Origin of the sequence: Neorhizobium sp. T25_27 (assembly GCF_002968565.1) — a bacterium.
In the GTDB taxonomy this organism is placed as follows: domain Bacteria; phylum Pseudomonadota; class Alphaproteobacteria; order Rhizobiales; family Rhizobiaceae; genus Neorhizobium; species Neorhizobium tomejilense.
In genome coordinates, this window is record NZ_PVBJ01000005.1 from 310,083 (window position 1) to 336,827 (window position 26,745).

The following is a 26,745-nucleotide window of genomic DNA, read 5'->3' on the forward strand; positions in this document are numbered from 1 at the left end:
ATCCTCCCACCGACGTGCCATCCTCCATGCTCATCGTCTTCCAAAGCGTTCTGCCGATCTTCCTTCTCGTCCTCCTCGGCGTGGGATTGAAACGTGCGCCGATCATCAATGCCGATTTCTGGGACGGGCTCGAACAGTGCAGCTACTGGGTGATGTTTCCGGCCCTGTTGTTTTCGACGATGGCCAAGGCCGACTTTTCGAATACCGAGACCCTGACGGTCAGTTTCGCGGCGATCGTTTCCGTTTTCCGGCGCGGCTGCGCACCTTGGCGACCGAACCTTGTTGCGCTGTGACTTCAGGGATCTGGAGCATTTTCCGCCTGTTTCGGTTTCAATCTTCAACCGCGATAGTCCGAGCCGTCAACCGCCGCAAGCGGTCTCGGTGCCCATGCACAGGATTGCGCGCGCAGCACCTGATTTTGCGGGGCTGCGCATTGCACTCTCGGCATGGGAGGACTAACGAGATCTATCCTCCCACCGACGTGCCATCCTCCATGCTCATCGTCTTCCAAAGCGTTCTGCCGATCTTCCTTCTCGTCCTCCTCGGCGTGGGATTGAAACGTGCGCCGATCATCAATGCCGATTTCTGGGACGGGCTCGAACAGTGCAGCTACTGGGTGATGTTTCCGGCCCTGTTGTTTTCGACGATGGCCAAGGCCGACTTTTCGAATACCGAGACCCTGACGGTCAGTTTCGCGGCGATCGTTTCCGTTTTGGTGATGTCGGGCGGATTGCTGCTGGCATGGCCTCTGCTGCGGAACCTGCGCGTCGGCGGGCCGGCCTATACCTCGCTGTTCCAGACGGCGACGCGCTGGAATGCCTTCATGGCGCTGGCGATCGCCGCAAAGACCTACGGCCAGCAGGGCCTGACCATGGTCGGCCTGGTGATGGCGGCGATCATCATTCCGCTCAACTTCATCAATGTGACCGTGCTGTTGTGGTTCTCCGGCCACGACCGGAACTACAAGGCCATCTTCTATAGAGTCTGCACCAATCCGCTGATCGTCTCGACGGCGCTCGGCATCGTCGTCAACGTCGCCGGCATTTCGATCTACGAACCGGTGATGGTGGCGGTCGACCTGCTGTCGCAGGCTTCGCTCAGCCTCGGTCTGATCACGGTCGGCGCCGGCCTGCGGGTCATGGACGCGCTCAAGCCGAGGCCGATCACTCTCCTCGCCGTGTTCTTGAAGCTGATCGCTTTCCCGATCGTCGCCGTGGGCGTCGGCATGTTGTGCGGCATCCAGGGCAGCGCCCTCGTGCTTCTGGCACTGAGTGCCGCGGTTCCGACCGCGATGAACGGCTATCTGCTGGCGAAACAGCTGAACGGCGATGCGGACATGTATGCGGCGGCGGCGACCCTGCAGGTCGTCGCCTCGTTCCTCACCATTCCTGTCGTGATGACGGCTGTCGCCTACGTCGCTGCGGGATAAAGCAGGTCGACGATGTAGCGAGCGTCGAACCGGGCATCGAGCATGCCGTAGGTCGAGCGCCAGCCGCCGGCGAGCCGCGTTTCCAGGAAAGCGTCGGCGATCTTGCCGGCACCGAGCCGCACCAGTTCGGCGGCCGCAGCCGCAAGTGCAAGCTGCTCCACCAGAAGCCGAGCAGCTCCCTCGTCGGTCTCGCAGAGCGCCATGGCGGCGCGCAGAACCTCGACCGTCTTTCGGCCCGCAGGACCGAGATCCCGTTCGAAACCGGCGAGCACCGTGTTGAACAGGTCCCGCCCGCGCGACAGGACACGGAGCACGTCGAGCGCCATCACATTGCCCGAGCCTTCCCAGATCGCATTGACCGGAGCCTCGCGGTAATGCCGGGCGATCGGCCGTTCCTCGATATAACCGTTGCCGCCGATGCACTCCATCGCCTCGTAGATCAGCGCGGGCGCGATCTTGCAGTTCCAGTATTTGATGACCGGCGTCATGACCCGGGCGAAAGCCGCGTCGGCCGGGTTGCTGGCCGCCCGATCGAAGGAGTCGGCGAGCCGGAAGCTAAGCGCCGTCGCCGCGGCAACATCGAGCGCCATGTCGGCAAGCACGCGCGTCATCAGCGGCTGATCGACGAGCTTCTTGCCGAAGACGCTGCGGCCGCGGGTGTGGTGGACCGCTTCGGCGAGCGAGGCGCGCATGATGCCGGCAGATGCCAGCGCGCAATCGAGCCGCGTCAGGGTCACCATGTCAAGAATGGTGCGGATGCCGCCGCCCGGTTCGCCAAGCAGATAACCGAACGCATCGGTGAATTCGACTTCGGAGGACGCGTTCGAGCGATTGCCGACCTTGTCCTTCAAGCGCTGGAACTGCAGGCCGTTCGCCGACCCGTCCTCGAGCAGCCGCGGCACCAGGAAGCAGCCGATCCCGTCGCCGGTCTTGGCCAGCATCACGAAACCGTCGCTCATCGGCGCCGACATGAACCACTTGTGGCCGGAGAGCCGGTAGATGCCCTCGCCGACCCGCTCGGCGGTCGAGCGGTTGGCGCGCACGTCCGTGCCGCCCTGCTTCTCGGTCATGCCCATGCCGAGGGTCACCGCGCTCTTCTGCAGGGCCGGGCGATTCGTCGAATCGTATTTGCGCGACAGGATCTTTGGCGCCCATTCCTTCTGTACGCGCGGCGAGGCCATCAGTGCGGCAATCGAGGCGCTGGTCATGGTCAGCGGGCAGAGATGGCCGCATTCGAGCTGCGCCGACAGATAGAATCGTGTCGCCCGCGCCTTGTGCTCGTGGCCCTTGGCTTCGGGGATGTTTTCCCAGACCGAGGAATGCAGGCCGGTCTGCATCGAACGGCGCATCAGCGCATGCCAGGCCGGATGAAACTCGACGACGTCAAGCCGCTCGCCGCGCGGACCGTGGGTCTTCAGCTTCGGCGGGTTCTCGTTCGCCATGCGCGCCAGTTCCTGCGCCTCCGGCGAAGTCACGTAACGGCCGAGCTGGTCGTATTCCTCGCGGATGGTGCGGTTCAGCGTGCTCGTCAGGTCGACGACCAGCGGATCGGATCGGTAGGCATTGATGCCGGACCAGGGTTTTGGCTGGTTCAGTTCGGCAAATTTTTCTTCGGCGCGCGACATCTGGTTCATGAAACGGGTTCTAGCGGAAGTTACCGGGCCTGGGAACGGCGCCCGCTCAGGATTTCTGGCGTTCTCAACAAAAGGCCGCACCCACATTGAGAAACGGTCGTAGCATTTGCGAAACACAGCCTTTCATCGTATTTTCAAACGGCGGAGATAAGGCTTTGTCATGGGCGAACAAAAACTGAGCATCACGCTGCCTGACGATATGGCTGACGCCATCAAGGAGTGGGTTGAGTCCGGGCGCTACAGCTCTACGGATGACGCCATGCGTGCTGCCGTCGGCGCACTGCTGCGAGAAGACGAAGACCAGGAAAGCCGGATCGAAGCGATTCGCCAGCGGGTGCGAAAATCGATCGACGACCCGCGCCCCAGCTTGACGGGTGCCGAGGTTCGCCAGCATCTCGATGCCCTTTATGCGCGGCACAAAAGTTAGCTGCGATGGAGCACCTTCCGGTAACATATAGGCCGGAAGCTCTTCGCGATATTGACTCAATATTTCTCTATGTCCTCGACATCAGCCAGAGCCTGGCGACTGCCCAAAGTTTTACCGACAGGATTTTCGAGCGTTGTGAGCGCATCAGCGACGTTCCGAGAGGCGGCATTTCCCGCGGCGACCTTGGAGAGGGAGTGCGTCTCGTGCCGTTCGAGCGGAGCGCAGTCATTCTCTACCGCTTAAATGGAGACACGGTGGAAGTCCTCAACATCTTCTATCGTGGCCGGGACTACGAAGCCATACTCTCAAACAAGCAGTGAGATAAACCCCGCGCCCGCTTGCGGCTCCTGCCGTCAGACCTTATAGACCGCCGAACGCAAGCGGAGACGTGTCCATGGTCTTCTTCCCTCACCGCCATCTGATTGGCATCAAGGGCCTAACCGAACAGGATATCACCTTTCTTCTCGACAAGGCCGACGAGGCCGTGAAGATTTCGAGGCAGCGGGAGAAAAAGACCTCCACGCTGCGTGGTCTCACCCAGATCAACCTGTTCTTCGAAGCTTCCACCCGTACACAATCGTCCTTCGAGCTCGCCGGCAAACGCCTCGGCGCCGATGTGATGAACATGTCGGTGGGCAATTCCTCGGTGAAAAAAGGCGAAACGCTGATCGACACGGCGATGACGCTGAATGCCATGCGCCCGGACGTGCTGGTGCTGCGTCATTCCTCGGCCGGGGCCGCCGCACTTCTGGCGCAAAAGGTCGCCTGCTCGGTGATCAATGCCGGCGACGGCCAGCATGAGCATCCGACCCAGGCTCTGCTCGACGCGCTGACCATCCGCCGCGCCAGGGGCAAGCTGTCGCGCATCATCGTCGCCATCTGCGGCGACGTGCTGCATTCGCGCGTCGCGCGCTCTAATATTCTCCTGCTCAACGCCATGGGCGCGCGGGTTCGCGTGGTGGCGCCGTCGACGCTGCTGCCTTCCGGCATCAGGGACATGGGCGTGGAGGTCTTTCATTCCATGGAAGAAGGCCTCAAGGATGCCGACGTGGTGATGATGCTGCGCCTGCAGCGCGAGCGAATGGCCGGCGCCTTCGTGCCGTCGGTGCGCGAATATTTCCGCTTCTACGGGCTCGATGCCGAAAAGCTGAAGGCTGCCAAACCGGATGCGCTGGTCATGCACCCCGGCCCGATGAACCGCGGCGTCGAGATCGCATCCGAAGTGGCCGATGGTCCGCAGAGCGTCATCGAGGAACAGGTGGAAATGGGGGTCGCGGTCCGCATGGCCGTGATGGAGGCCCTGCTCGTCTCCCAGAACCAGGGAGAACGCGCATGACCCCTACCGTGCTGAAGAACCTCCGCATCATCGACCCGTCGCGCAATCTCGACGAGACCGGCACGATCATCATCGGCGCCAACGGCCGCATCCTCGCATCGGGCAAGGATGCCCAGAACCAGGGCGCGCCGGAAGGCGCGACGGTTCGGGACTGCCAGGGCCTCGTCGCGACGCCGGGCCTCGTCGATGCCCGCGTCTATGTCGGCGAACCGGGCGCCGAACACACCGAAACGATCGAATCGGCAAGCCGGGCGGCGGCGGCCGGCGGCGTCACTTCCTTCATCATGATGCCCGACACCGATCCTGTGATCGACGATATCGCGCTGGTCGAATTCGTGCAGAAGACGGCGCGCGACAAGGCGGTCGTCAACGTCCATCCGGCCGCCGCCCTCACCAAGGGGCTGGCCGGCAAGGAAATGACCGAGATCGGCCTGCTGCAGCAGTCGGGCGCCGTCGCCTTCACCAACGGCCGGCACGGGCTTTCCGATACGCTGCTCCTGCGCCGGGTGATGACCTATGCGCGCGAGTTCGATGCGGTCGTCTCGCTGGAACTGCGCGAAAAATATCTCGGAAACGGCGTGATGAACGAGGGCCTGTTCGCGAGCTGGCTCGGCCTGTCCGGTGTGCCGAAGGAAGCGGAGATCATCCCGCTCGAACGGGATTTGAGGATCGCCGGCCTGACGCGGGCGAAATACCACGCGGCGAAGATCTCCGTGGCGGAATCGGCCGAAGCCATGCGCGTCGCCCGCGCCCGCGGGGCCAACGCCACCTGCGGCGTCTCGATCAATCACCTGGCGCTCAACGAGAACGACATCGGTGAGTACCGCACCTTCTTCAAGCTCTCGCCGCCGCTGCGCTCCGAGGACGACCGCGTGGCGATGGCCGATGCGCTCGCGGACGGCACGATCGACATCATCGTCTCCTCGCACGATCCACAGGACGTCGATACCAAGCGCCTGCCGTTTGCCGATGCCGAGGACGGGGCGATCGGCCTCGAGACCCTGCTCGCGGCCGCACTCCGCCTGCACCATGACGGCCGCGTGCCGCTGATGCGGCTGATCGATGCGATGTCGACCCGGCCGGCGCAGATCTTCGGCCTCGATGCCGGCACGCTGAAGCCCGGCGCCAAGGCGGATATCACGCTGATCGATCTCGACGAGCCTTGGATCGTTTCGAAGGATATGATCTTGTCGCGGTCGAAGAACACGCCGTTCGAAGACGCGCGTTTCTCGGGCCGCGCCGTCGCCACCTATGTGGCCGGCAAGTGCGTCTACACGCTTTAAGGGGAGCACGGGCGTGAGTGAACTCTTCAACTGGCAGATCACTCTGCCGATCGCACTGACCGCGCTGGTGTTCGGCTATCTGCTCGGTTCCATTCCCTTCGGCCTGATCCTCACCCGTGCGGCGGGCCTCGGCGATATCCGGTCGATCGGATCGGGCAATATCGGCGCCACCAACGTGCTGCGCACCGGCAACAAGAAGCTTGCCGCGGCCACCCTGCTGCTCGACGCGCTGAAGGCGACCGTCGCTGCGCTGATCGCCTGGTATCTGTTCGGGAAAGAAGCCGGCCTGCTTGCCGGCTTTGCGGCCTTCATGGGTCATCTCTTCCCGGTCTGGCTCGGTTTCAAGGGCGGCAAGGGCGTCGCCACCTATATCGGCACGCTGCTCGGCGTCGCTCCCTGGATGGTGCTGGTGTTTGCGGCGATCTGGCTCGGCGTCGCCAAGATCAGCAAATATTCGTCGCTCTCCGCTCTGGTTGCAACTCTTGTCATTCCGGTTGTGCTGTGGTTCTTAAACGAGCCGAAGATCGCGCTCGTCTTGGCCGTCATGACCGCGATTTCCTGGTGGAAGCACGAAGAAAATATCAAGCGGCTGATTGCCGGCACCGAAAGCAGGATCGGCCAAAAGGGATAGACCGGGGGAAACAATGCCGGACGGCAGCGCGAAACGAACAGGAATTGCGCTGACGGAGAGGCAAAGGATCGCCTGGCTGAGGCTGATCCGTTCGGACAATGTCGGCCCCGCCACGTTTCGAGATCTCATCAACCACTGCGGCTCGGCGGAAAACGCTCTTGCCATGCTACCCGAACTCTCCGCCCGCGGCGGAGCGACCAGAGCGATCAGGATTGCCGGGGTGGAGGAGGCTGAACGCGAACTCGAAGCCGCTCATCGCTTTGGGGCTCGCTTCATCGGCATCGGCGAACCGGACTATCCGCCGGCGTTGCGCCAGATCGAAGGCGCGCCACCGCTTCTTGCCATGAAAGGTGACCTTTCCGCCGCGACACGTCCGTCGGTCGGCGTCGTCGGATCACGCAACGCTTCGATATCGGGCGCCAAGTTCGCGGCGATGATCGCAAGGGATTGCGGCCGGGCCGGTTATACGGTGACGTCAGGCCTTGCCCGCGGCGTCGATACCGCCGCCCATCGGGCCAGCCTGGAAACCGGAACGATCGCGGTGCTGGCCGGCGGGCTCGACCAGCCCTATCCTCCGGAGAACGTGCCTCTGCTCGACGAGATCACCGAGGGTGCAGGCCTTGCCGTCAGTGAAATGCCCTTCGGCTGGGAGCCCCGCGCACGGGATTTTCCCCGCCGCAACCGGCTGATATCCGGCATTTCGCTCGGCGTCGTCGTGGTCGAGGCAGCGGAGCGTTCCGGCTCGCTGATCACCGCCAGGATGGCGACCGATTTCGGACGGCTTGTCTTCGCCGTTCCCGGCTCGCCGCTCGATCCGCGCTGCCACGGCACCAACGGGCTCCTGAAACAGGGCGCCATCGTCACAACCGGGTCTGCCGACGTCATCGAAGCCCTGGCGCCGCTCTCGCAACTCGATCTGTTCAGCGGCTCTGTGGTGGAAGAGCCCAAGAAGTTCAGCGACATACTGCCGCCCAATGACGACGACCGGGCGATCATCGTTTCGGCGCTGGGGCCGACGCCGGTCGAAGTGGACGACATCATCCGCCACACGGAACTGCCCGCCTCTTCCGTCTATCTCATCCTGCTGGAACTTGATCTCGCCGGCCGGCTGCATCGGCATGTCGGCGGTCTGGTTTCAATCGCGATGGAAGACTGAGCGGGGACGCCGGCCCGCCTGTACATCCCCCGCCTCTACATAGGCCATCTCGATGAGGTAACAGAGCATATCGGCTCCCTCTCCCAAGGCGACCTGCCGGAGCTCTCCGAGCATCTGCCTTATATAGGCTATACTCTCCCTGGTATCGTCCTCACGCCGGCCGTTTGTCTCACTTCGGGAAATCATATTCTATCCTGTCAAAAAAGTCGGCCACCGGTCCAAATAAATTCACCTCGAGGTATGCGAGGGACCATATCGCATTTATTTAAGATTGCAACCAATTGTAAATCTTCCTGTGGTTGCATCTCGTTGTACCCTATAATTTGGCACACGCCCCTTGACCGCGAGGCAAACGCCCTCCATGTCGGGAGGTCAGATTTCCGCCTGGACTGCAAAGGTTCCGGGCCAAGCCTCTATTGCAGAGAAGCAAAATGAATGTTGTCGTCGTAGAATCTCCCGCCAAGGCCAAGACAATCAACAAGTATCTCGGCCCCGGCTACAAGGTTCTCGCCTCGTTCGGCCATGTGCGCGATCTCCCGGCCAAGGACGGTTCCGTACTTCCCGACCAGGACTTCGAAATGCTGTGGGAAGTCGATAGCGCCTCCCAGAAGCGCATGAAGGATATCGCCGATGCCCTGAAAGGCTCGGACGGCCTGTTCCTCGCGACCGACCCGGATCGCGAAGGTGAAGCCATTTCCTGGCACGTGCTCGACCTTTTGAAGAAGAAGAAGCTGATCGGCGACAAGCCGGTCAAGCGCGTCGTCTTCAACGCCATCACCAAGAAGGCCGTGCTCGATGCGATGGCCAATCCGCGCGATATCGACGTGCCGCTGGTGGACGCCTATCTCGCCCGCCGCGCCCTCGACTATCTGGTCGGCTTCAATCTGTCGCCGGTGCTGTGGCGCAAGCTGCCGGGCGCACGCTCGGCAGGCCGCGTGCAGTCGGTTGCACTGCGGCTCGTCTGCGACCGCGAGTCGGAGATCGAACGTTTCGTCTCGGAAGAATACTGGAACCTGTCGGCGCTGTTGCGCACCCCGCGCGGCGACGAGTTCGAGGCGCGCCTCGTCTCGGCCGACGGCAAGCGGCTGCAGGCCCGCTCGATCAAGAACGGCGAGGACGCCAACCGCCTGAAGGCGCTGCTCGACGGCGCGACCTATCTGGTCGATACGGTCGAGGCGAAGCCCGTCAAGCGCAACCCCGGCCCGCCCTTCACCACCTCGACGCTGCAGCAGGCCGCCTCCTCCAATATCGGCTTCAACGCTTCGCGCACCATGCAGGTGGCGCAGAAGCTCTATGAAGGCGTCGATATCGGCGGCGAGACGGTCGGTCTCATTACCTATATGCGTACCGACGGCGTGCAGATGGCGCCGGAAGCGGTCGATGCTGCCCGCAGCGCCATCGTCGACCAGTTTGGACAGCGTTACCTGCCGGAGAAGCCGCGCTTCTATTCCACCAAGGCGAAAAACGCCCAGGAAGCCCACGAAGCGATCCGCCCGACCGAATTCACCCGCACCCCGGACCAGGTGCGCCGTTATCTCGACGCCGACCAGGCCCGTCTCTACGAGCTGATCTGGAAGCGCGGCATCGCCAGCCAGATGGCGTCCGCCGAAATCGAGCGCACCACGGTCGAGATCCTTGCCGACAACCAGGGCGAGAAGGCTGGCCTGCGCGCCGTCGGCTCTGTGATCCGTTTCGACGGCTTTCTCGGCGCCTACGTGGACAACCGCGAGGATGCCGAAAAGGGCGAGGATGACGATGAAGATGGTCGCCTGCCCGAGATCAATGCCCGCGAAAAGCTCGACAAGAACAAGGTGAATGCCAGCCAGCACTTCACCGAGCCGCCGCCGCGTTATTCGGAAGCCTCGCTGATCAAGAAGATGGAAGAGCTCGGCATCGGCCGGCCGTCCACCTATGCGGCGACGCTGAAGACGCTGAGCGACCGCGAATACGTGACGATGGACAAGCGAAAGCTGATCCCGCATTCCAAGGGCCGGCTGGTGACCGCCTTCCTCGAAAGCTTCTTCACGAAATACGTGGAATACGACTTCACCGCCGATCTGGAAGAAAAGCTCGACAAGATCTCTGCCGGCGAACTGGACTGGAAGCAGGTTCTGCGCGAATTCTGGCAGGATTTCTTCGCCCAGATCGAGGACACCAAGGAACTGCGCGTCACCAACGTGCTCGATGCGCTGAACGAGACGCTGGCGCCGCTGGTCTTCCCGAAGCGGGAGGACGGCAGCGATCCGCGCATCTGCCAGGTCTGCGGCACGGGCAACCTGTCGCTGAAGCTCGGCAAATACGGCGCCTTCGTCGGCTGCTCGAACTATCCGGACTGTAACTACACCCGCCAGCTTTCCTCGGAAGGCGGCGCGGATGCGGAAGCGAACGCTCTCAACGAACCGAAGGCACTCGGTGCCGATCCGCACACGGGCGAGGAACTGACGCTGCGTTCCGGCCGGTTCGGCCCCTATATCCAGCGCGGCGAAGGCAAGGAAGCCAAGCGTTCGTCGCTGCCCAAAGGCTGGAAGCCCGAGGACATCGACCACGAAAAGGCGCTGGCATTGATCAACCTGCCGCGCGACGTCGGCAAACATCCGGAATCAGCCAAGATGATTTCGGCAGGGCTTGGCCGCTACGGGCCGTTCCTGCTCCATGACGGCAGCTATGCCAACCTGGAGAGCATCGAGGACGTGTTCTCGATCGGCCTCAACCGCGCTGTGACCGTGCTTGCCGAAAAGCAGAGCAAGGTGGCGGCTGGCGGTGGCCGCGGCCGTGGCACGCCTGCGGCACTGAAGGAACTCGGCGACCATCCGGACGGCGGCACGATCACCGTGCGTGACGGCAAATACGGCCCCTACGTCAATTGGGGCAAGGTCAACGCCACGCTGCCGAAGGGGCTCGACCCGCAATCGGTGACGATGGAGCAGGCTATGGCCTTCATCATCGAAAAGGGCGGCAAGGCGCCGTCGTCCAAGGCAAAGCCGAAGAAAGCCGCCGCCAAGACGACCACCGACACCAAGAAGGCAGCACCGAAAGCCAAGACGGCCGCCAAGGCGAAAGCTCCGGTGAAGAAGGCCGCACCCAAGGCGAAGAAGACAGGCACGTGAGAGAACCACGCGATAGATCGAGACATCCGGGAAAACGCCCCGAAAAGGTTGCCCGCGGTCACGCCGCTTCCGCAACGGAGAAGCCGGTGATCATCCACGGTGCCGTGCCGCCGCGTGATGTCCTGCTCGAATTCATCGCCGAAAACCCGGACAAGGGGTCGAAGCGGGAGATCGCCAAGGCTTTCGGGCTAAAGGGCGACACCCGCGTCGAACTGAAGGATCTCCTGCGGACGCTGGAGGAGGAAGGCCTTCTCAAGAAGAGCCGCAAGTCGCTGACCCGTCCCGATGCGCTGCCGCCGGTCACCGTTCTCGACATCACCACCCGCGACAAGGATGGCGAACTGATCGCCCGCCCGGCCGAATGGCCGGAGGATCTGGGTGCGGCGCCGGCGGTACTCATCCGCCAGTCGTCCGACAGTCGCGGCAAAGGCAGGGCGATTGCCGCAGGCCTCAACGACCGGGTGCTGGCAAAGATCTTCCCCAACAAGGACCGGACCGGTCCTGCCTATACCGCCCGCGTCATCAAGATCATCGACAAGCGCCGCGGGGCCTCGCTCGGCATCGTCCACAAGCTCGCCGATGGCGAACTGCGCCTGCTGCCGATCGACCGGCGCGGCGAGGAAATGGTGATCGAGCCCGCCGATATCGGCGAGGCCAAGGATGGCGACCTAGTCGAGACGGAAGTGGTCCGTTCGGGCCGCTTCGGCCTTCCCCGCGCCCGGGTTCTGTCGATCGTCGGCACGATCGGCTCGGAAAAGGCGATCTCGATGATCGCCGTCTATTCGCACGGCATTCCGCACATCTTTCCGAAGCAGGTGATGGACGAGGCCGAAGCAGCCAGGCCCGCCACCATGGCGCAGCGCGAGGACTGGCGTTCGCTGCCGCTGATCACCATCGACCCGGCCGACGCCAAGGACCATGACGACGCCGTCTATGCCGAGCTCGACCCCTCGCCCGACAATCCGGACGGCGTGATCGTCACCGTCGCGATCGCCGACGTCTCCTGGTACATCCGCACCGGTTCGCCGCTCGACCGCGAGGCGCTGAAGCGCGGCAATTCGGTCTATTTCCCGGACCGGGTCGTGCCGATGCTGCCCGAACGTATCTCCAACGACCTCTGCTCGCTGCGCGAAGGCGAGGACCGGCCCGCACTTGCGGTGCGGATGGTGTTTTCGAAGGAAGGCCGCAAGGCCGGCCACACCTTCCACCGGATTATGATGAAGAGCGCCGCCAAGCTCTCCTACCAGCAGGCCCAGGCCGCGATCGACGGCAAGCCGGACGACAAGACGGGGCCACTGCTCGAGCCGATCCTGAAGCCGCTCTGGCATGCCTATGGGGTGATGAAGCGCGGCCGCGACCGCCGCCAGCCGCTTGAACTCGACATGCCGGAGCGCAAGATCCTGCTGAAGCCCGACGGCACGGTCGACCGGGTCTTCGTGCCGGACCGGCTCGATGCCCATAAACTCATCGAAGAGATGATGATCCAGGCGAACGTCGCTGCCGCCGAGACGCTGGAAAAAAAGCGCCAGGCGCTGATCTACCGCATCCACGACACGCCCTCGCTTGCCAAGCAGGAGACGCTGCGCGAGTTTCTCGCGACGCTCGGTATTCCGATGGCCAAGGGCGGCCAGATGCGCGCCAACTCGTTCAACGGCATTCTCGCCAAAGCCGAGGGCACCGCCCACCAGGTGATGGTCAACGAGATGGTGCTGCGCTCCCAGAGCCAGGCGATCTACAGCCCCGAGAATATCGGCCATTTCGGCCTCAACCTGATGAAATACGCGCATTTCACCTCGCCGATCCGCCGTTACGCCGACCTGATCGTGCATCGCGCGCTGGTCGGATCGCTGGGCTTGGGCGAAGGCGGTATCAGGCCGGAGGAAGAGGCCCAGCTCGACGATATCGCCGCCGAGATCTCGACCTTCGAACGCCGCGCGATGGCCGCCGAGCGCGACACGATCAACCGGCTGATCGCCCATCACCTCTCCGAGCGCATTGGCGAGGAATTCGTCGGCCGGATCTCCGGCGTCACCAAGGCGGGACTATTTGTCTCGCTTCCGACCTATGGTGCGGACGGATTCATACCTATATCCACGCTCGGCAACGACTACTTCATCTACGACGAGGCGCATCAGGCGCTGTCCGGAGAGAAGACCGGTCTGGGCTACCAGATCGGCGATACGGTCGATGTGCGGCTGAAACAGGCCATCCCGCTTGCCGGCGCGCTGCAGTTCGAGATGCTGAGCGAGGGCAAGAAATTGCCGACCGCGATCCGCTCCTTCCACAAATCGGGGCGGCGTGGCCGGACCCAACCCGGCACGCGGCCTCCGCGGAGCGGCCGAAGGAGATAGGATGCAGAAGCAGGACGAACAGACGGTCCGATACGGTGGCGCACAGGAGGCCGAAAGGCCACTCGGCCGCTCCATCAGGCGGGGCTTGCTCTGCACCTGTCCTGCCTGCGGCACCGGCCGCCTGTTCCGGGCGTTCCTCAAACCGGTCGATACCTGCGCCGTCTGCGGCGAGGAAATCTATCATCACCGCGCCGACGACCTGCCGGCCTATCTCGTCATCGTCGTCGTCGGCCACGTGCTGATGACGGGCTACATGCTGACCGACATGACGCTTCGCGTCTCGCCCTGGGTGCATCTCGCCATCTGGGTGCCGCTGGCGATCCTCGCGGCGCTTCTGACTATCCAGCCGATCAAGGGCGGCGTCATCGGCTTCCAATGGGCGCTGAAGATGCACGGCTTCAATGGCACGGACGACGAAGCCGTCGATCCGGGCCGGGGCGGACCGATCGCATGACATCGTCTGCCGAGGAACAGGCTCCGTTCGCAATGGACGCGCCGAAGCATGCGCGTGTGGCCGGCGTGGCGCCCAAGGACGCAGCTTCCCTGATCCTGATCGATCGCTCGGACGTGGCTCCCCGGGTCCTCATGGGCCGGCGCGGCAGCGGCCATGTCTTCATGCCGGATGTCTACGTGTTCCCGGGCGGCAAGCGCGACCCTCGCGACCATGCCCTTCCCTTCGGCGCCGACCTCGACCCGCTCGTCTTCGAAAAGCTGGCGGCAGGCACCACCGCCCGCATGACCTCGGCCCGCGCCCGGGCATTGGCGCTCGCGGCCCTCAGGGAACTCCAGGAGGAGACCGGGCTTGCCTGCGGCGGCGCTGCCGACCTCTCCCGCCTGCGCTATGTCGCCCGCGCCATCACGCCGCCCGGCAATGTCCGGCGCTACGATACCCGCTTCTTTCTCACCTTCGCCGACGAAACCCGCTTCGACATGACGCGCCTGGGCGATTCAAGCGAACTTCAGGACGTGCGCTGGCTTGACATTGCCGAGCTTTCGGGTCTGAAACTCCCGCGCATCACGCAGGCGGTTCTGGAGGACGTGAAAAACCTGAGGGTCTCCGATCCATCTTTACCGTTTGGAAGCCCGGTGTCCTTCTACTTCATGCGTCATGGACGATTCGTCCGCAGCCGACTGTAAGGAATATTGAATGGCTCAGCCGACGACAGACGCCAACGGCCATGTCGACAAGATTCACTGGCCATCGCTGATCGCCGCCATATCCGCCATCAGTGCAGTGGGCATCGCCATCGGCCTCGGCCTGCCGCTCCTCAGCATCATTCTTGAAAAGCGCGGAATTTCCTCCACCCTGATCGGCCTCAACGCAGCCATGGCCGGCGTCGCCTCCATGGCTGCCGCGCCGATCACCACCAAGATCGCTCACGACTACGGCGTGGCGCGGACGATGATGTTCGCGGTGCTCGTCGCCGCAGTCAGCGCCATCGGCTTCTACTACGCGGATGCCTTCTGGATGTGGTTCCCGTTGCGCTTCACCTTCCACGGCGCGACGACGACGCTTTTCATCCTGTCCGAATTCTGGATCAACGAGGCGGCCCCTCCCCGGCGCCGTGGGCTCGTTCTCGGCATCTATGCCACGGTGCTGGCCATCGGCTTCGCGATCGGACCCCTGCTCTTCTCTGCGCTCGGCAGCGACGGCGTCCTGCCCTTCCTGGTCGGCGCGGCGATCATCATGCTGGCGATCATCCCGATCTTCATCGCCCGCAATGAAAGCCCCGTGCTGGATACCAAGCCGGACCGGCACTTCTTCCACTACATCTTCCTTGTGCCGACGGCGACCGCGGCGGTATTCGCCTTCGGCGCGGTTTCGGCGGGCGGGCTGTCGCTGTTCCCGATCTATGCGATTCGGTCTGCGCTGACCGAGCAGCAGGCCGCCCTGCTGCTGACGGTGATGGGCATCGGCAATATGGCCTTCCAGATCCCGCTCGGCCTCTATTCCGACAAGCTGAGGGATCGGCGGCCACTCTTGACCGCCATGGCGGTGCTCGGCGTCGCAGGATCGCTTGCGCTGCCCTTCCTGATCGAGAACTGGATCATGATGGCCGTGGTCCTGTTCTTCTGGGGCGGTTGCGTCTCCGGCCTCTATACCGTCGGCCTGGCGCATCTCGGATCGCGGCTCAGCGGAGCCGACCTTGCCGCGGCCAACGCAGCCTTCATCTTCTGTTATGCGGTCGGCACTGTTGCCGGCCCGCAGGGCATCGGCGCGGCCATCGATATCGCCGGCAATGACGGTTTTGCCTGGGCATTGGCGGGATTCTTTGGCTTCTATGTGCTGGTTTCCATCTGCCGAATGCTTTTCCGCTCAAAACGGAGTTGACTTTTCGGGCGCGATTTGTAATTTCGCGCCAGATTTCGCCGTGGACCCAACCCGCGTCCGCGGCTTCATTTTTTCTTAGAGGCAGAACACCATGGCGAAAGCTACGACCATCAAGATCAAGCTGCTGTCGACGGCTGACACCGGTTTCTTCTACGTCACCACGAAGAACAGCCGCACGATGACCGACAAGATGACCAAGACCAAGTACGACCCGGTCGCCAAGAAGCACGTCGAGTTCAAGGAAACCAAGATCAAGTAAGACCTTGATCCGAGGGTTGTCGAAGGGCGCCGGCCGATAGGGCCAGGCGCCTTTTCTTTTGGGCTTTACCCAGCATTCTCCCATTGCCGCGGGCTTTCCAGAATTCGGAACTGATTTTCGGGCCGTTGCGGTAGCCGAGTGATCCAGAGCGGGACGGGCTGCGTAGAAATGAAAAAGCGCCGCTCCAGAAACTGGAAGCGGCGCTTTCAAATGGGGGTCGACCAGCCTGCAATCACGGCACGAGGAACCGCTTTGGTATGCCTGCCGGTCGACCGACCCCACGACCCAGGAGATGCGGCGGACCTGAGCATCATGGGGTATCTATGTACCATTTCGGGTACACTGTCTGGTCGGGGCCAAAATTGCGCAAAACGAAAAGAAAATCAACACAATCTTAATCTCGAACCGAATCCTTCACTGTTGTTGGTTAAAATCCGCGGCCGCTACTGATATTTTTTCGATTTTCCTGGCATAAATCCAAAGTTACTCCCGGCGCTTTATATGCTTACTTTGATCTAGCTCTCAGAAATGCCTTCCAACTTTCAAGCACATCCTTGGCGAGCACTGTCTATCTTCTCAGCCATGCAAAAAATTCAAAGCCAATACAAACAGCTATTCTCTGCCGGCAAATCTGAGAGTGCGCGGATACATTCGAAATTTCTTGAATGCGCTGCAGCAGTCCCGTTAACTGACAGCTGTTCATGAAATTCTTCCATTAATTAGCACCTACAAAAAGTTGGGTTCCGCTCAAAAATAACTGGGGACCGGGCGCTTTTTTCTCGGTGTTTTCGCCATTCGGCGAAGGCGGGGCAGGAATTTCAGTATCTGCTGATTCTCTACGCGGCTGCGGCAACCACCCGGTTGCGCCCGCCATTTTTCGCTTCATACAACGCGCGATCGGCCTGCTTCAGGAGCTGTTCCGGCGTTTCGGCGCCCTGCGTGCTGCAGGCGAGGCCGAGCGAGGCGGTGATGTTGAGCATGATACCCGCTGTCTTCAAATGGAACGGCTGGCTCTCGATGATGCTGCGCAGCCGTTCGGCAATCGCTCCGGCCGACATAGCGTCGGTATCGGGCATGACCACCACGAATTCCTCACCCCCGTAACGGCAGGCAAGATCGGCTCCCCTAACGGTCGAGCGGACGCGGGCTGCGAACTCCTTCAGCACCTCGTCGCCGGCATCGTGACCGTAGGCATCGTTGACCGACTTGAAGCGGTCGATATCGGTGATGCAGACGGACAGCGGCTTGGAGCGCGCGGCAGCCCGGTTGAACAGAACCTTGAGGTGATTGTCGAGATAACGCCGGTTGCTGAGGCCGGTCAGCCCGTCGGTGACGGCAAGCTCGATCGTCTGGCGGACGCTCATGCGAAGGCGATCATTGTAGCGCTTGCGCTTGATCTGGGTGAGCACGCGGGCAACGAGTTCGTTCGGATCGATCGGCCGGACGATATAATCGTTGACGCCGAGGTCGAGCGCTCGCACGATCAAATCGTCGGCGCCCATCTCGGTCACCAGCAGCAGCGGCAGGAAGCGGGTGCGCTCCAACGAGCGCAGCTGCGAGCAGAGCCTCAGTGGATCGTATTCGTCGAAATTGGCGTTGACGATCACCATATCGACAGGGCTCTCCGCCGCTTCGAAAAGCGCTGCCTGCGGATCGGACATGGCAATGACGCCGGCAACCGGCTTCAGTGCCTTGATGATGCGCTCCTGCGAGCTTGCGCGGCCATCGACGAGCAGAACCTGGGCCGTCTCTTCGCGGCCGTCGGCACCCTTGAGCATGTCTTCCAGCCCGATGTTGCTGGCAGTGTCGGCGCGGATACGCAGCTCGTCGCTGAGCGTCTTCAGCCGCACCAGGCTTTTCACGCGCGAAACGAGCTGCAGGTCATTGACCGGTTTGGTCAGGAAGTCGTCGGCGCCGGCCTTCAGGCCGCGCACGCGGTCGGAGGGCTGGTCGAGCGCGGTGACCATGACGACCGGAATATGGGCGGTGCGCGGATTGCCCTTCAGCCGCTCGCAGACTTCGAAACCGTCGATGCCGGGCATCATGATGTCGAGCAGGATCAGGTCCACATGCGTGCTGTCGCAGATTGCCAGCGCCTTGTAGCCGTCGTCGGCGGTCAGGACGTCGAAATATTCAGCCAGAAGCCTGGCTTCGAGCAGCTTCACATTCGCCGGAATATCGTCGACTACCAGTATCCGCGCCGTCATGAGGTCCGTCCCGTTTTCACGCGTCGCCGAGATATGTTTTAATTGTCTCGATAAACTTCGGCACCGAGATGGGTTTCGAGACGTAGGCCTCGCAACCGCCCTGGCGAATGCGTTCCTCGTCGCCCTTCATCGCAAAGGCGGTCACCGCGATTACCGGAATGACGTGCAATTCATCGTCTTCCTTCAGCCATTTGGTGACTTCCAGACCCGAAACTTCGGGCAACTGGATGTCCATCAAAATTAGGTCGGGGCGATGTTTCCGTGCAAGATCAAGCGCTTCCATACCGTTGCGGGTCTGGATGGTATCGTATCCCGATGCTTCGATCAGGTCGCGGAAGAGCTTCATGTTCAGCTCGTTGTCCTCGACGATCATGACCCGTTTGGGCATAGCGATCCGTTCCTTAAATCCCGGCTTGCATGAGTGCCTTCAGTATATAAGCTCCCGGAACGGCCGATTCCACAGAGCGCCTATCAGGCACGGTAAAGCCATTTAGTTGAAAAAGAGGTAACTCGGCGGATAATGCGGCGCGATCCCGGTAATGCTCGAAGCAACGAAGCCAAAGCGGAAGAGACGGCAGGCGCCATTCTCGGATGGCTCGCCAACGAACCCGACATGCTGGGCCGATTCCTCGCCCTTTCCGGCGTACAGCCCAACCAGCTGCGCAATGCGGTAAACGATCCGGGCTTTCTTGCGGGGATGATCGATTTCCTGATGGGTCACGAACCGACGCTGCTCGCCTTCTGTGAGGCGACGGGTACAAAACCCGAGACCGTGGCAGCAGCCTGGCAGCATTATTCCGGTCCCGGGCTCGACTCCGGCGACTATTGAGATGAGCGAGATCCTCGACCTTTCCCATGTGCGCCTCGGCGACCGGCCGCTTGTCGTTTGCGATATCGACGATGTGGTGCTGCACTTCGTGGCCCCCTTTCAGGATTTTCTGCGCGGCGAAGGTCATGAACTGCTGCCGCGCTCCTTCCGCCTTACCGGCAATATCGTCTCCGCCGAGACCCAGACGGCGCTCGAGCCTGCGCAGGTGCGGCGGCTGATCGAAGCCTTTTTCGAGGCGCAGGAAAACTGGCAGATCCCGACCGAACTTGTCGTCCAGACACTGCAGACGCTGTCGGACGATGCGGACATCGTGTTCCTCACCGCCATGCCGCCGCGCTATCGCGACCACCGCCGCCGGCTTCTCGACCAGATCGGCCTCACCTTCCCGCTGATCGCCAGCGAAGAGCCCAAGGGTCCGATCATGCAGCGCCTGCATGCCGGACGTCCCCTGCCCTGCGTCTTCATCGACGACATGGCGCACAATCTCCACTCGGTGCGGGATCACGTCGCCGAATGCCTCGTCCTCCACATGATGCCGGACTCGCCCCTGCATCTGCTGGCGCCGAAACCGGACGAAGGTATCGTCCGGGCGATGGACTGGACCCATGCCGCCGGACTGATCCGTAGCCACATCCAGTCCAAAGCCGCCTGACATCTAAAGCTCCAGCCGCATCAGCGGTCGTCCGTCCTTGCGGCGCTCCACCACGTCGAAACCTGCAGCGTCGAAGATCGCCGTCGAGCCAATGCACAGCGTCACCGATTTCGACTGCTTCACATGATCGATCGGACACGCATCGACGAACCGAGCCCCCATCTGGCGTGCATAGTCGATGGCGCCTGACAGCAGGCGGTGGCTCAGCCCTTTGCCCCTGAGCTTCGGCGTCAGGAAAAAGCAGCTGACCGCCCAGACAGAGGGATCGGTTGCATCCCCCTCCTCCAGCGGGCGCGAGACGGTGCGCGGCGAATTGAACTGCGGCACATCATGGCGCGGTCCGACCTGCACCCAGGCGACCGGCCCGCCATCCGCGTAGGCCAGAATGCCGGGCGGCGGACCAGCATTTATACGGTCGTGGATATGATCCTTCCGCTCCTGCGGCTGCATCCTGGTGCGCACCGCATGTGGCAGGCGCAGAGCGACACACCAACAGTGGTAGAAGGCACCCTGTGGGCCGAAGAGCATTTCGAAATCCCCCCAGCGCTCTGCCGTCACGGGCTCGAAACGAAGATCGATATCCACGCCAAACCTCCACACCGTCCCTTGTGACTCACGAGCTTAAGCCTTAACGTCGCGGCGTTCAACCTTTGTTCTCTGCCATGACGCCCGCGCCTGACAAGACACCCGGCTTCTGTCGCGACTGCCTTGCTGAGCAGAAGGCGGAAGTGCGCCGTTGCCGCGCCTGCGGCAGCCCGCGCCTCGTCTATCACAAGGAACTCTACGCGCTGACGCTGGCGCATATCGATTGCGACGCCTTTTATGCGACGATCGAAAAACGCGACAATCCGGAGCTTGCCGACAAGCCTGTGATCATCGGCGGCGGCAAGCGCGGCGTCGTCTCGACGGCTTGCTATATCGCCCGCATCAACGGCGTGCGCTCGGCGATGCCGATGTTCAAGGCGCTGGAACTCTGCCCCGACGCGGTCGTGATCCCACCGAACATGGAAAAATATGTGACAGTGGGGCGGCAGGTGCGCGCCATGATGCACGATCTGACGCCGCTGGTTCAGCCGCTGTCGATAGACGAGGCCTTTCTCGAACTCGCCGGAACCGAACGGCTGCACCACGCCCCGCCGGCGCGAATTCTCGCCAAGTTCGCCAAGCGGGTACAGGACGAGATCGGCATCAGCGTTTCGGTCGGCCTCTCCTATTGCAAGTTTCTCGCCAAGGTCGCCTCGGATCTCCAGAAGCCGCGCGGTTTTTCGGTGATCGGGCAGGAAGAGGCGCTAGAATTCCTGGCAGCGCGGCCCGTCACCACCATCTGGGGCGTTGGCAAGGCGTTCAACGCAACGCTGGAGGCGGACGGGATCCGCACCATCGGCCAGCTCCAGACCATGCAGGAGGCCGACCTGATGCGCCGCTACGGCTCGATGGGCCAGCGGCTCTATCGCCTTTCGCGCGGTATCGACGATCGGGAAGTGCATGTAAACGACGCGGCCAAGAGCGTTTCGGCCGAGACCACCTTCTTCGACGATATCTCCAGCTATGACGATCTCGTGCCGATCCTGCGGCGGCTTTCCGAAAAGGTCTCGGCACGGCTGAAGAAACACGGCATTGCCGGCCAGACCGTCGTTCTCAAGCTGAAGACCTCCGACTTCAAGAGCCGCACCCGCAACAAGCGGCTGGAGGACCCGACCCAGCTCGCCGACCGCATTTTCCGCACCGGGCTGTCGCTGATGGAGCGCGAGACCGACGGCACCAAATTCCGCCTGCTGGGCATCGGCGTCACCGATCTCGGCGACCCGACGCTTGCAGACCCGCCCGACCTCGTTGACCGCCAGGCCGGCCGGCGTGCGGCTGCAGAAGCGGCGATGGACAAGCTGCGCGACAAATTCGGCAAGGCCGCGGTGGAGACTGGATATACTTTCGGGAACCGCCGACGGGATCAATGAAATGTGATCCGTTATTAACCATAACGTTAAAACTACTCGCGGCGCGGATAACCTTCCTTAAACCTCGTGCGCTAATATGCGGGTCTTGTATTGCGTATGGGGTCGGTCATGTTGCGTCGCCTGGTGTTCGGGTTAGGTCTTTTGTCTGCGACCATGCTGTCGCATGCGGCTTTTGCGGAAGGTGCCCGCACGCTGCAGATCATCGTTTCCAAGGACAAGCAGTCGCTTGTCGTCTATGACGGCGAAACGGTCCTCACCACCTCCAAGGTGTCGACCGGCAAGCAAGGCCACACGACGCCGAGCGGGATCTTCTCGATCCTCGAAAAACAGAAATATCACGAATCCAACCTCTATTCGAACGCGCCCATGCCGTGGATGCAGCGCCTGACCTGGTCGGGCATCGCGCTTCACGAATCGAACAGCGTGCCGAGCTATCCGGCCTCGCATGGCTGCGTGCGCATGCCGGGCGCATTTGCCAAATCGCTCTTCCAGATGACCGAGCGCGGCGCGCATGTGATCATCACCGATGCGCCGGTCGTGCCGCAATTGATCGAGAACGCCAACCTGTTCCTGCCGCGCAAGCCGCTGCCGACAGGGCCGCTGCTTTCCGACGTCCAACTGCGAACCTCGTCGATCGGCAGCAGCTCGAAACCGGTCGAAGTGGCGATGAACGTCGTTCCGAACAATCCCTCGATCGTCCATCCGACGACCGACGCGCGGCCGGCTCCGACCCAACCGGTCGCGGCCGCGAAAGAGGATGTCGCACCGCTGCGCATCCTCATCACCCGCCGCGGCGAGCGCGAGACATTGATGGACGCCCAGATCCTGCTGCAGCAGCTCGGGTTCGACACCGGCGGCGGCGACGGGTTCGCCGGACCGATGACCCGCAGCGCGATTGCCGGGTTCAAGCGCTGGAAGAACCTGTCGCCCAAGGGCGCGCTGGTGACGCCGGAATTCCTGGATTCGCTTTACGAGACCGCGGGCAAGCCGCGTCCGCCGATGGGCCAGATCATGGTGCGCCAGAATTTCCAACCCGTGTTCGAGGCCCCGGTCGGCATCAAGGATCCCGAAATCGCGCTCGGCACGCATTTCTTCAGCGTCGACAAGGTCGAGCGCAAGGAAGAGACGGCCGAGTGGCACAGCGTCACCGTTCCCAACGGCCTCAGCGCTGCGATGAAGCAGCGGCTCGGGATCACCGTCGCCGACGATCCTTACGCGCCGGGCGCCGCCGCGCAGGCTCTCAACCGCATCGAAATGTCGGCCGACATTCGCGACCGCATCGAAACGCTGATCAGCGACGGCTCGTCTCTGACGATCAACGACCAGGGCATCGGCCAGGATACCGGCGACGGCACCGATTTTATCACCGTCACCCAGCCGCTGCAGCGGGTGGCCGAAGCGCAGGCCTCCATCACCAGGCCGCAACCGGTCAGCCAGCGGCGGACGGCGGCGAAGCCCCGCGCCTACGGCCTCTATTAACGTCTTCTAGACCAGCTCGACGTCGAGAACGCCCGGCGCGGTCCTCAGCGCCGCGGCGATTTCGGGCGAGATACGGTATTTTTCCGTCAGCTCCACCTCGATTTCCCGCTTGCCGTCATCCTTGATGATCACGAAGGACACAAGCCCGTCGCCTCGGGCGTTGAGGTGGCGCGCGACGGCGCGCATCGGGCCTGAATCGCGCACGAAGACGCGCAGCGCCTTCTGCATCTGCACCGACTTTTCCTCGAGCGACTGCGCCGTCTGGATGCGCAGGCCGATGCCTTCCGGCCGCTCTTCTGCCTGCACGGTGATGACCAGCGACTTGCCGGGTTCGAGCAGGTCTCGATATTGCGCCAGCCCCTCCGAGAACAGCACCGCCTCGAACTGGCCGGTCGCATCCGAGAAGGTGACGATGCCCATCTTGTTGCCGGTACGGGTCTTGCGCTCCTGCTTGCTGGTTACCGTTCCGGCCAGCCTGCCGGCGGTAGCGCCCTGTTTCACGGCGGCGGAAAAGTCCGCGAAATTCTGGACGCGCATCTTGGCTAGCACGCTGGCATAGGCATCCAGCGGGTGGGCCGAGAGATAGAAGCCGAGCACCTGATATTCGCGCATCAGCTTTTCGGACGGCATCCAGGGCGTAAACGACGGGAAGATCAACGTTTCCGGCCCGGAGGCGGAGGACGAACCGAACATGTCGTGCTGGCCGCTGACCTTCTCCCCTTGCGCGCGCTGCGCATAACCGATGATGCGGTCTAGGCCGCCGCTCAATTCGGCGCGATCACGGCCGAAACAATCGAAGGCGCCCGCCGAGATCAGGCTTTCCATGACGCGGCGGTTGACCTGTTTCGGATCGATCCGCAGGCAGAAATCCTCGATGCTGGCAAACGGCACATCGCCGCGCACTTCGGTGATGTGGTCGACCGCCGACTCGCCGACGCCCTTGATGGCGGCCAGCGCGTAATAGATCCTGTTGTCGCCGGTCTCGAAATGCCGGAACGAGGTCTGCACCGAAGGCGGAATGACCGCGATGCCCAGGCGGCCGGCATCCTGCCGGAAATCGTTCAGCTTCTCGCTGTTCGACATATCGTAGGTCATCGAGGCGGCAAGGAACTCGACCGGATAATGCGCCTTCATGAAGGCGGTCTGGTAGGAGACGATCGCGTAGGCCGCGGCGTGGCTTTTGTTGAAGCCGTAGTTGGCGAATTTGGCCAGCAGTTCGAAGATGTTGTTGGCCTGCGGCTTGGAGACGCCGTTCTTGATGGCGCCATCGACAAAGCGTTCGCTCTGCTGGTCCATCTCGGCCTTGATCTTCTTGCCCATGGCGCGGCGCAGCAGGTCGGCCTCGCCGAGCGAATAGCCCGACAGCACCTGAGCGATCTGCATGACCTGCTCCTGGTAGACGATAACCCCCTGGGTCTCTTTCAGGAGGTGGTCGATCGTCGGATGGATCGATTCGATCTCCTCCTCGCCGTGCTTGCGGGCATTGTAGGTCGGAATGTTTTCCATCGGGCCCGGACGATAAAGCGCCACGAGCGCGATAATGTCCTCGATACAGTCCGGCCGCATGCCGATCAGCGCCTTGCGCATGCCGGCACTTTCCACCTGGAACACGCCGACCGTCTCGCCGCGCGAGAGCATCTCGTAGGTCTTGGTGTCGTCCAGCGGGATCTTGGCGAGATCGACCTCAATGCCGCGCTTGCGGCAGAAATCGACGGCGGTCTTCAGCACGGTCAGCGTCTTCAGGCCGAGGAAGTCGAACTTCACCAGGCCCGCCTGCTCCACCCATTTCATGTTGAACTGGGTGACCGGCATGTCCGAGCGCGGGTCGCGATACATCGGCACGAGCTTCGACAGCGGACGGTCGCCGATGACGATGCCAGCGGCGTGGGTCGAGGCGTGGCGGTAGAGGCCTTCGATCTTCTGGGCGATATCGAGAAGGCGGGCGACGACGGGCTCCTTGTCGGCCTCCTCCTGGAATTTCGGATCCTCCTCGATCGCCTTCGACAGGGGCGTCGGGTTGGCGGGGTTGTTCGGCACCAGCTTGCAGATCTTGTCGACCTGGCCATAGGGCATTTCGAGCACGCGGCCGACGTCGCGCAAGGCGGCGCGCGCCTGCAGCGAACCGAAGGTGATGATCTGCGCCACCTGCTCGCGGCCGTATTTCTGCTGCACGTAGCGGATCACCTCTTCGCGGCGATCCTGGCAGAAGTCGATGTCGAAGTCCGGCATCGAGACGCGGTCGGGATTGAGGAAGCGCTCGAACAGCAGCGAGAAGCGCAGCGGATCGACGTCGGTAATGGTGAGCGCATAGGCGACCAGCGAGCCCGCACCCGAACCACGACCGGGACCGACCGGGATGCCCTGCTGCTTTGCCCATTTGATGAAGTCGGCAACGATCAGGAAGTAGCCCGGGAACTTCATCTTCTCGATGACGCTGAGCTCGAAATCCAGCCTGTCGCGATAGTCCTGTTCGGTATAACCGCGCGTCATGCCGAGCGTCGCAATGCGCTCTTCGAGACCTTCGACGGACTGGCGGCGCAGCTCCTCCGCCTCGGCGCGTTCGGCTTCCGCCGGATCGTCGGTGGCGCCGGTGAAGCGCGGCAGGATCGGATTGCGGGTTTTCAGGACGAAAGAACAGCGCCGGGCGATCTCGACGGTATTTTCGAGTGCCTCCGGCAGGTCGGCGAACAGCTTTGCCATCTCGGCGCGGCTCTTCAGATAATGGTCCGGCGTCAGGCGGAACCGGGTGTCGTCCGAGACGATCGCATTATGGGCAACCGCCATCAGCGCGTCATGAGCATCAAACTCGGACTTGGTGGGAAAGAAGGCCTCGTTGGTCGCCACCAGCGGCAGGTCGTGGTCGTAGGCGAGCGTGACGATCTTGTGCTCGTGGCGCCGGTCGTAGGCGCCGTGGCGCTGCAGTTCGACGTAAAGCCGGTCGCCGAATATCTCCTTGAGTTTCAGCAACCTCGCTTCGGCAAGCGTAGCATTGCCTTCCTTCAGAGCCATGTCGACCGGCCCGCTTCCGGCCCCGGTCAGCGCGATCAGCCCCTCGGTGCCGCCGTCCTCCAGCCAGGAGCGGCTGATATGGATGGACTGATGCCCCTCGTCGCCGAGATAGGCGCGGCTGATCAGGTCGACGAGCCGTTCGTAACCGACGGCATTGGCCGCCAGCACGACGATCGCCGGCAGCTTGGCGAGCTGCTGGTGGCTGTTGCGCCGCTCGTCCGACTGGTCTTCCATATCGATCGACAGCTGGCAGCCGATGATCGGCTGCAGGCCGTCTCCGATCGCCTTCTGGGCGAATTCCAGCGCGACGAAGAGATTGTTGGTGTCGGTTATCGCGATCGCAGGCTGATTGTCCGCGATCGCCTTCGAGAGGATCTTCTTGAGCGGCAAGGCGCCCTCGAGAAGCGAGTAGGCGGAATGGACGCGCAGGTGAACGAATTGAGGGCTGGTTCCCAGCTCTTCCGATCCCGATTTTACGTCCATTTTGTCTGCCATGTCTGCGCCATATCCATCTCATGAATCAGGCTATTGTCCGGCGCAGGGACTTGAGAGTCCAGTTCGGATTTTCCCCCTCAACGCCTTTCGGCCGAGGGTCCAGATCACATGGCCATCATGATCATGGAGAGGCTTGCCACGAAGGTGGCGATGGAAGCGAATGCGGCAATGTCA

The 26,745-nt window shown here is 62.5% G+C and carries 24 protein-coding genes; 18 read left to right on the forward strand and 6 right to left on the reverse strand.

The annotated features are described in order from the left end of the window. Positions 1–26: 26 nt before the first annotated feature. Both C5J24_RS17255 and C5J24_RS17260 read left to right on the forward strand, forming a co-directional pair. Positions 27–293: a hypothetical protein gene (locus tag C5J24_RS17255; RefSeq protein WP_205836953.1), complete on the forward strand. Its 267-nt coding sequence runs from the start codon at positions 27–29 to the stop codon at positions 291–293. Between the two features lie 200 nt (positions 294–493). Next, positions 494–1,429, forward strand: a complete 936-nt coding sequence (locus C5J24_RS17260; protein WP_105419489.1) for an AEC family transporter — start codon at positions 494–496, stop codon at positions 1,427–1,429. Here the strand turns inward: C5J24_RS17260 and C5J24_RS17265 are convergent. After that, positions 1,411–3,063 carry an acyl-CoA dehydrogenase family protein gene (locus C5J24_RS17265; RefSeq protein ID WP_105419491.1) on the reverse strand — a complete coding sequence of 551 codons (1,653 nt, stop codon included), beginning with the start codon at positions 3,061–3,063 and terminating at the stop codon, positions 1,411–1,413. The genes C5J24_RS17260 and C5J24_RS17265 overlap by 19 nt on opposite strands. Positions 3,064–3,223: 160 nt before the next feature. Between C5J24_RS17265 and C5J24_RS17270 the strand changes: the two genes are divergently transcribed. The 6 genes from C5J24_RS17270 to dprA all read left to right on the forward strand — a co-directional run bounded on the left by C5J24_RS17270 (position 3,224) and on the right by dprA (position 7,896). Next, positions 3,224–3,490 carry a type II toxin-antitoxin system ParD family antitoxin gene (locus C5J24_RS17270; RefSeq protein WP_105419493.1) on the forward strand — a complete coding sequence of 89 codons (267 nt, stop codon included), beginning with the start codon at positions 3,224–3,226 and terminating at the stop codon, positions 3,488–3,490. Positions 3,491–3,495: 5 nt separating this feature from the next. After that, complete coding sequence (locus C5J24_RS17275; protein WP_105419495.1) at positions 3,496–3,810, forward strand: type II toxin-antitoxin system RelE/ParE family toxin; 315 nt, start codon at positions 3,496–3,498, stop codon at positions 3,808–3,810. Between the two features lie 74 nt (positions 3,811–3,884). Continuing rightward, positions 3,885–4,826, forward strand: coding sequence for an aspartate carbamoyltransferase catalytic subunit (locus tag C5J24_RS17280; protein WP_046667737.1), 942 nt, complete (start codon positions 3,885–3,887; stop codon positions 4,824–4,826). Further along, complete coding sequence (locus tag C5J24_RS17285) at positions 4,823–6,109, forward strand: dihydroorotase (protein ID WP_105419497.1); 1,287 nt, start codon at positions 4,823–4,825, stop codon at positions 6,107–6,109. The genes C5J24_RS17280 and C5J24_RS17285 overlap by 4 nt, the downstream gene beginning before the upstream one ends. After that, a complete protein-coding gene (gene plsY / locus C5J24_RS17290) occupies positions 6,078–6,740 on the forward strand; it encodes a glycerol-3-phosphate 1-O-acyltransferase PlsY (protein ID WP_105419499.1) in 663 nt (220 codons plus the stop codon). Before C5J24_RS17285 ends, plsY begins: the two co-directional genes overlap by 32 nt. A 13-nt stretch (positions 6,741–6,753) precedes the next feature. Then, positions 6,754–7,896 carry a DNA-processing protein DprA gene (gene dprA, locus C5J24_RS17295; RefSeq protein ID WP_105419501.1) on the forward strand — a complete coding sequence of 381 codons (1,143 nt, stop codon included), beginning with the start codon at positions 6,754–6,756 and terminating at the stop codon, positions 7,894–7,896. On the opposite strand, the gene C5J24_RS32385 is transcribed toward dprA, so the two are convergent. Further along, positions 7,876–8,082 (reverse strand): hypothetical protein, encoded by a 207-nt coding sequence (locus C5J24_RS32385; protein ID WP_105401045.1) that lies wholly within the window; start codon positions 8,080–8,082, stop codon positions 7,876–7,878. The two genes, dprA and C5J24_RS32385, sit on opposite strands and share 21 nt — an antisense overlap. A gap of 245 nt (positions 8,083–8,327) precedes the next feature. Between C5J24_RS32385 and topA the strand changes: the two genes are divergently transcribed. The 6 genes from topA (at position 8,328) to rpmG (ending at position 15,945) form a co-directional block, all read left to right on the forward strand. After that, the gene (topA, locus tag C5J24_RS17305) at positions 8,328–11,003 is read left to right on the forward strand and encodes a type I DNA topoisomerase (RefSeq protein WP_105419503.1); all 2,676 of its coding nucleotides are present in this window, start codon (positions 8,328–8,330) and stop codon (positions 11,001–11,003) included. Beyond that, positions 11,000–13,354 carry a ribonuclease R gene (gene rnr / locus C5J24_RS17310; RefSeq protein WP_105419504.1) on the forward strand — a complete coding sequence of 785 codons (2,355 nt, stop codon included), beginning with the start codon at positions 11,000–11,002 and terminating at the stop codon, positions 13,352–13,354. Before topA ends, rnr begins: the two co-directional genes overlap by 4 nt. A gap of 1 nt (position 13,355) precedes the next feature. Continuing rightward, complete coding sequence (locus C5J24_RS17315; RefSeq protein ID WP_105419507.1) at positions 13,356–13,808, forward strand: DUF983 domain-containing protein; 453 nt, start codon at positions 13,356–13,358, stop codon at positions 13,806–13,808. Next, the gene (locus C5J24_RS17320) at positions 13,805–14,491 is read left to right on the forward strand and encodes an NUDIX hydrolase (RefSeq protein WP_105419509.1); all 687 of its coding nucleotides are present in this window, start codon (positions 13,805–13,807) and stop codon (positions 14,489–14,491) included. Before C5J24_RS17315 ends, C5J24_RS17320 begins: the two co-directional genes overlap by 4 nt. Before the next feature lie 10 nt (positions 14,492–14,501). Beyond that, complete coding sequence (locus C5J24_RS17325; protein ID WP_105419511.1) at positions 14,502–15,686, forward strand: MFS transporter; 1,185 nt, start codon at positions 14,502–14,504, stop codon at positions 15,684–15,686. Positions 15,687–15,777: 91 nt separating this feature from the next. Beyond that, on the forward strand, positions 15,778–15,945 hold the full coding sequence (gene rpmG, locus C5J24_RS17330) for a 50S ribosomal protein L33 (protein ID WP_003547442.1): 168 nt from the start codon (positions 15,778–15,780) through the stop codon (positions 15,943–15,945). Between the two features lie 836 nt (positions 15,946–16,781). Here the strand turns inward: rpmG and C5J24_RS17335 are convergent. Next, positions 16,782–18,152: a PleD family two-component system response regulator gene (locus C5J24_RS17335; protein WP_105419513.1), complete on the reverse strand. Its 1,371-nt coding sequence runs from the start codon at positions 18,150–18,152 to the stop codon at positions 16,782–16,784. Between the two features lie 16 nt (positions 18,153–18,168). Beyond that, positions 18,169–18,540 carry a response regulator gene (locus C5J24_RS17340; RefSeq protein ID WP_007765577.1) on the reverse strand — a complete coding sequence of 124 codons (372 nt, stop codon included), beginning with the start codon at positions 18,538–18,540 and terminating at the stop codon, positions 18,169–18,171. A gap of 132 nt (positions 18,541–18,672) precedes the next feature. Between C5J24_RS17340 and C5J24_RS17345 the strand changes: the two genes are divergently transcribed. Next, a complete protein-coding gene (locus C5J24_RS17345; RefSeq protein ID WP_105419515.1) occupies positions 18,673–18,981 on the forward strand; it encodes a DUF3572 domain-containing protein in 309 nt (102 codons plus the stop codon). Position 18,982: 1 nt separating this feature from the next. Then, positions 18,983–19,633 (forward strand): hypothetical protein, encoded by a 651-nt coding sequence (locus C5J24_RS17350; RefSeq protein ID WP_105419517.1) that lies wholly within the window; start codon positions 18,983–18,985, stop codon positions 19,631–19,633. A 3-nt stretch (positions 19,634–19,636) separates the two neighbouring features. Here the strand turns inward: C5J24_RS17350 and C5J24_RS17355 are convergent, their stop codons facing one another. Continuing rightward, positions 19,637–20,218: a GNAT family N-acetyltransferase gene (locus C5J24_RS17355; RefSeq protein WP_105419519.1), complete on the reverse strand. Its 582-nt coding sequence runs from the start codon at positions 20,216–20,218 to the stop codon at positions 19,637–19,639. A 77-nt stretch (positions 20,219–20,295) separates the two neighbouring features. On the opposite strand from C5J24_RS17355, the gene C5J24_RS17360 reads away from it, so the two are divergent. Together C5J24_RS17360 and C5J24_RS17365 are read left to right on the forward strand one after the other, a co-directional pair. Further along, positions 20,296–21,588 (forward strand): DNA polymerase IV, encoded by a 1,293-nt coding sequence (locus tag C5J24_RS17360; RefSeq protein ID WP_105419521.1) that lies wholly within the window; start codon positions 20,296–20,298, stop codon positions 21,586–21,588. A 108-nt stretch (positions 21,589–21,696) separates the two neighbouring features. After that, positions 21,697–23,067, forward strand: a complete 1,371-nt coding sequence (locus C5J24_RS17365; protein WP_105419670.1) for a L,D-transpeptidase — start codon at positions 21,697–21,699, stop codon at positions 23,065–23,067. A gap of 6 nt (positions 23,068–23,073) precedes the next feature. Here C5J24_RS17365 and dnaE read toward each other — a convergent pair whose 3' ends face one another. Beyond that, positions 23,074–26,559 (reverse strand): DNA polymerase III subunit alpha, encoded by a 3,486-nt coding sequence (dnaE, locus tag C5J24_RS17370; protein ID WP_105419523.1) that lies wholly within the window; start codon positions 26,557–26,559, stop codon positions 23,074–23,076. Positions 26,560–26,745 lie beyond the last annotated feature (186 nt).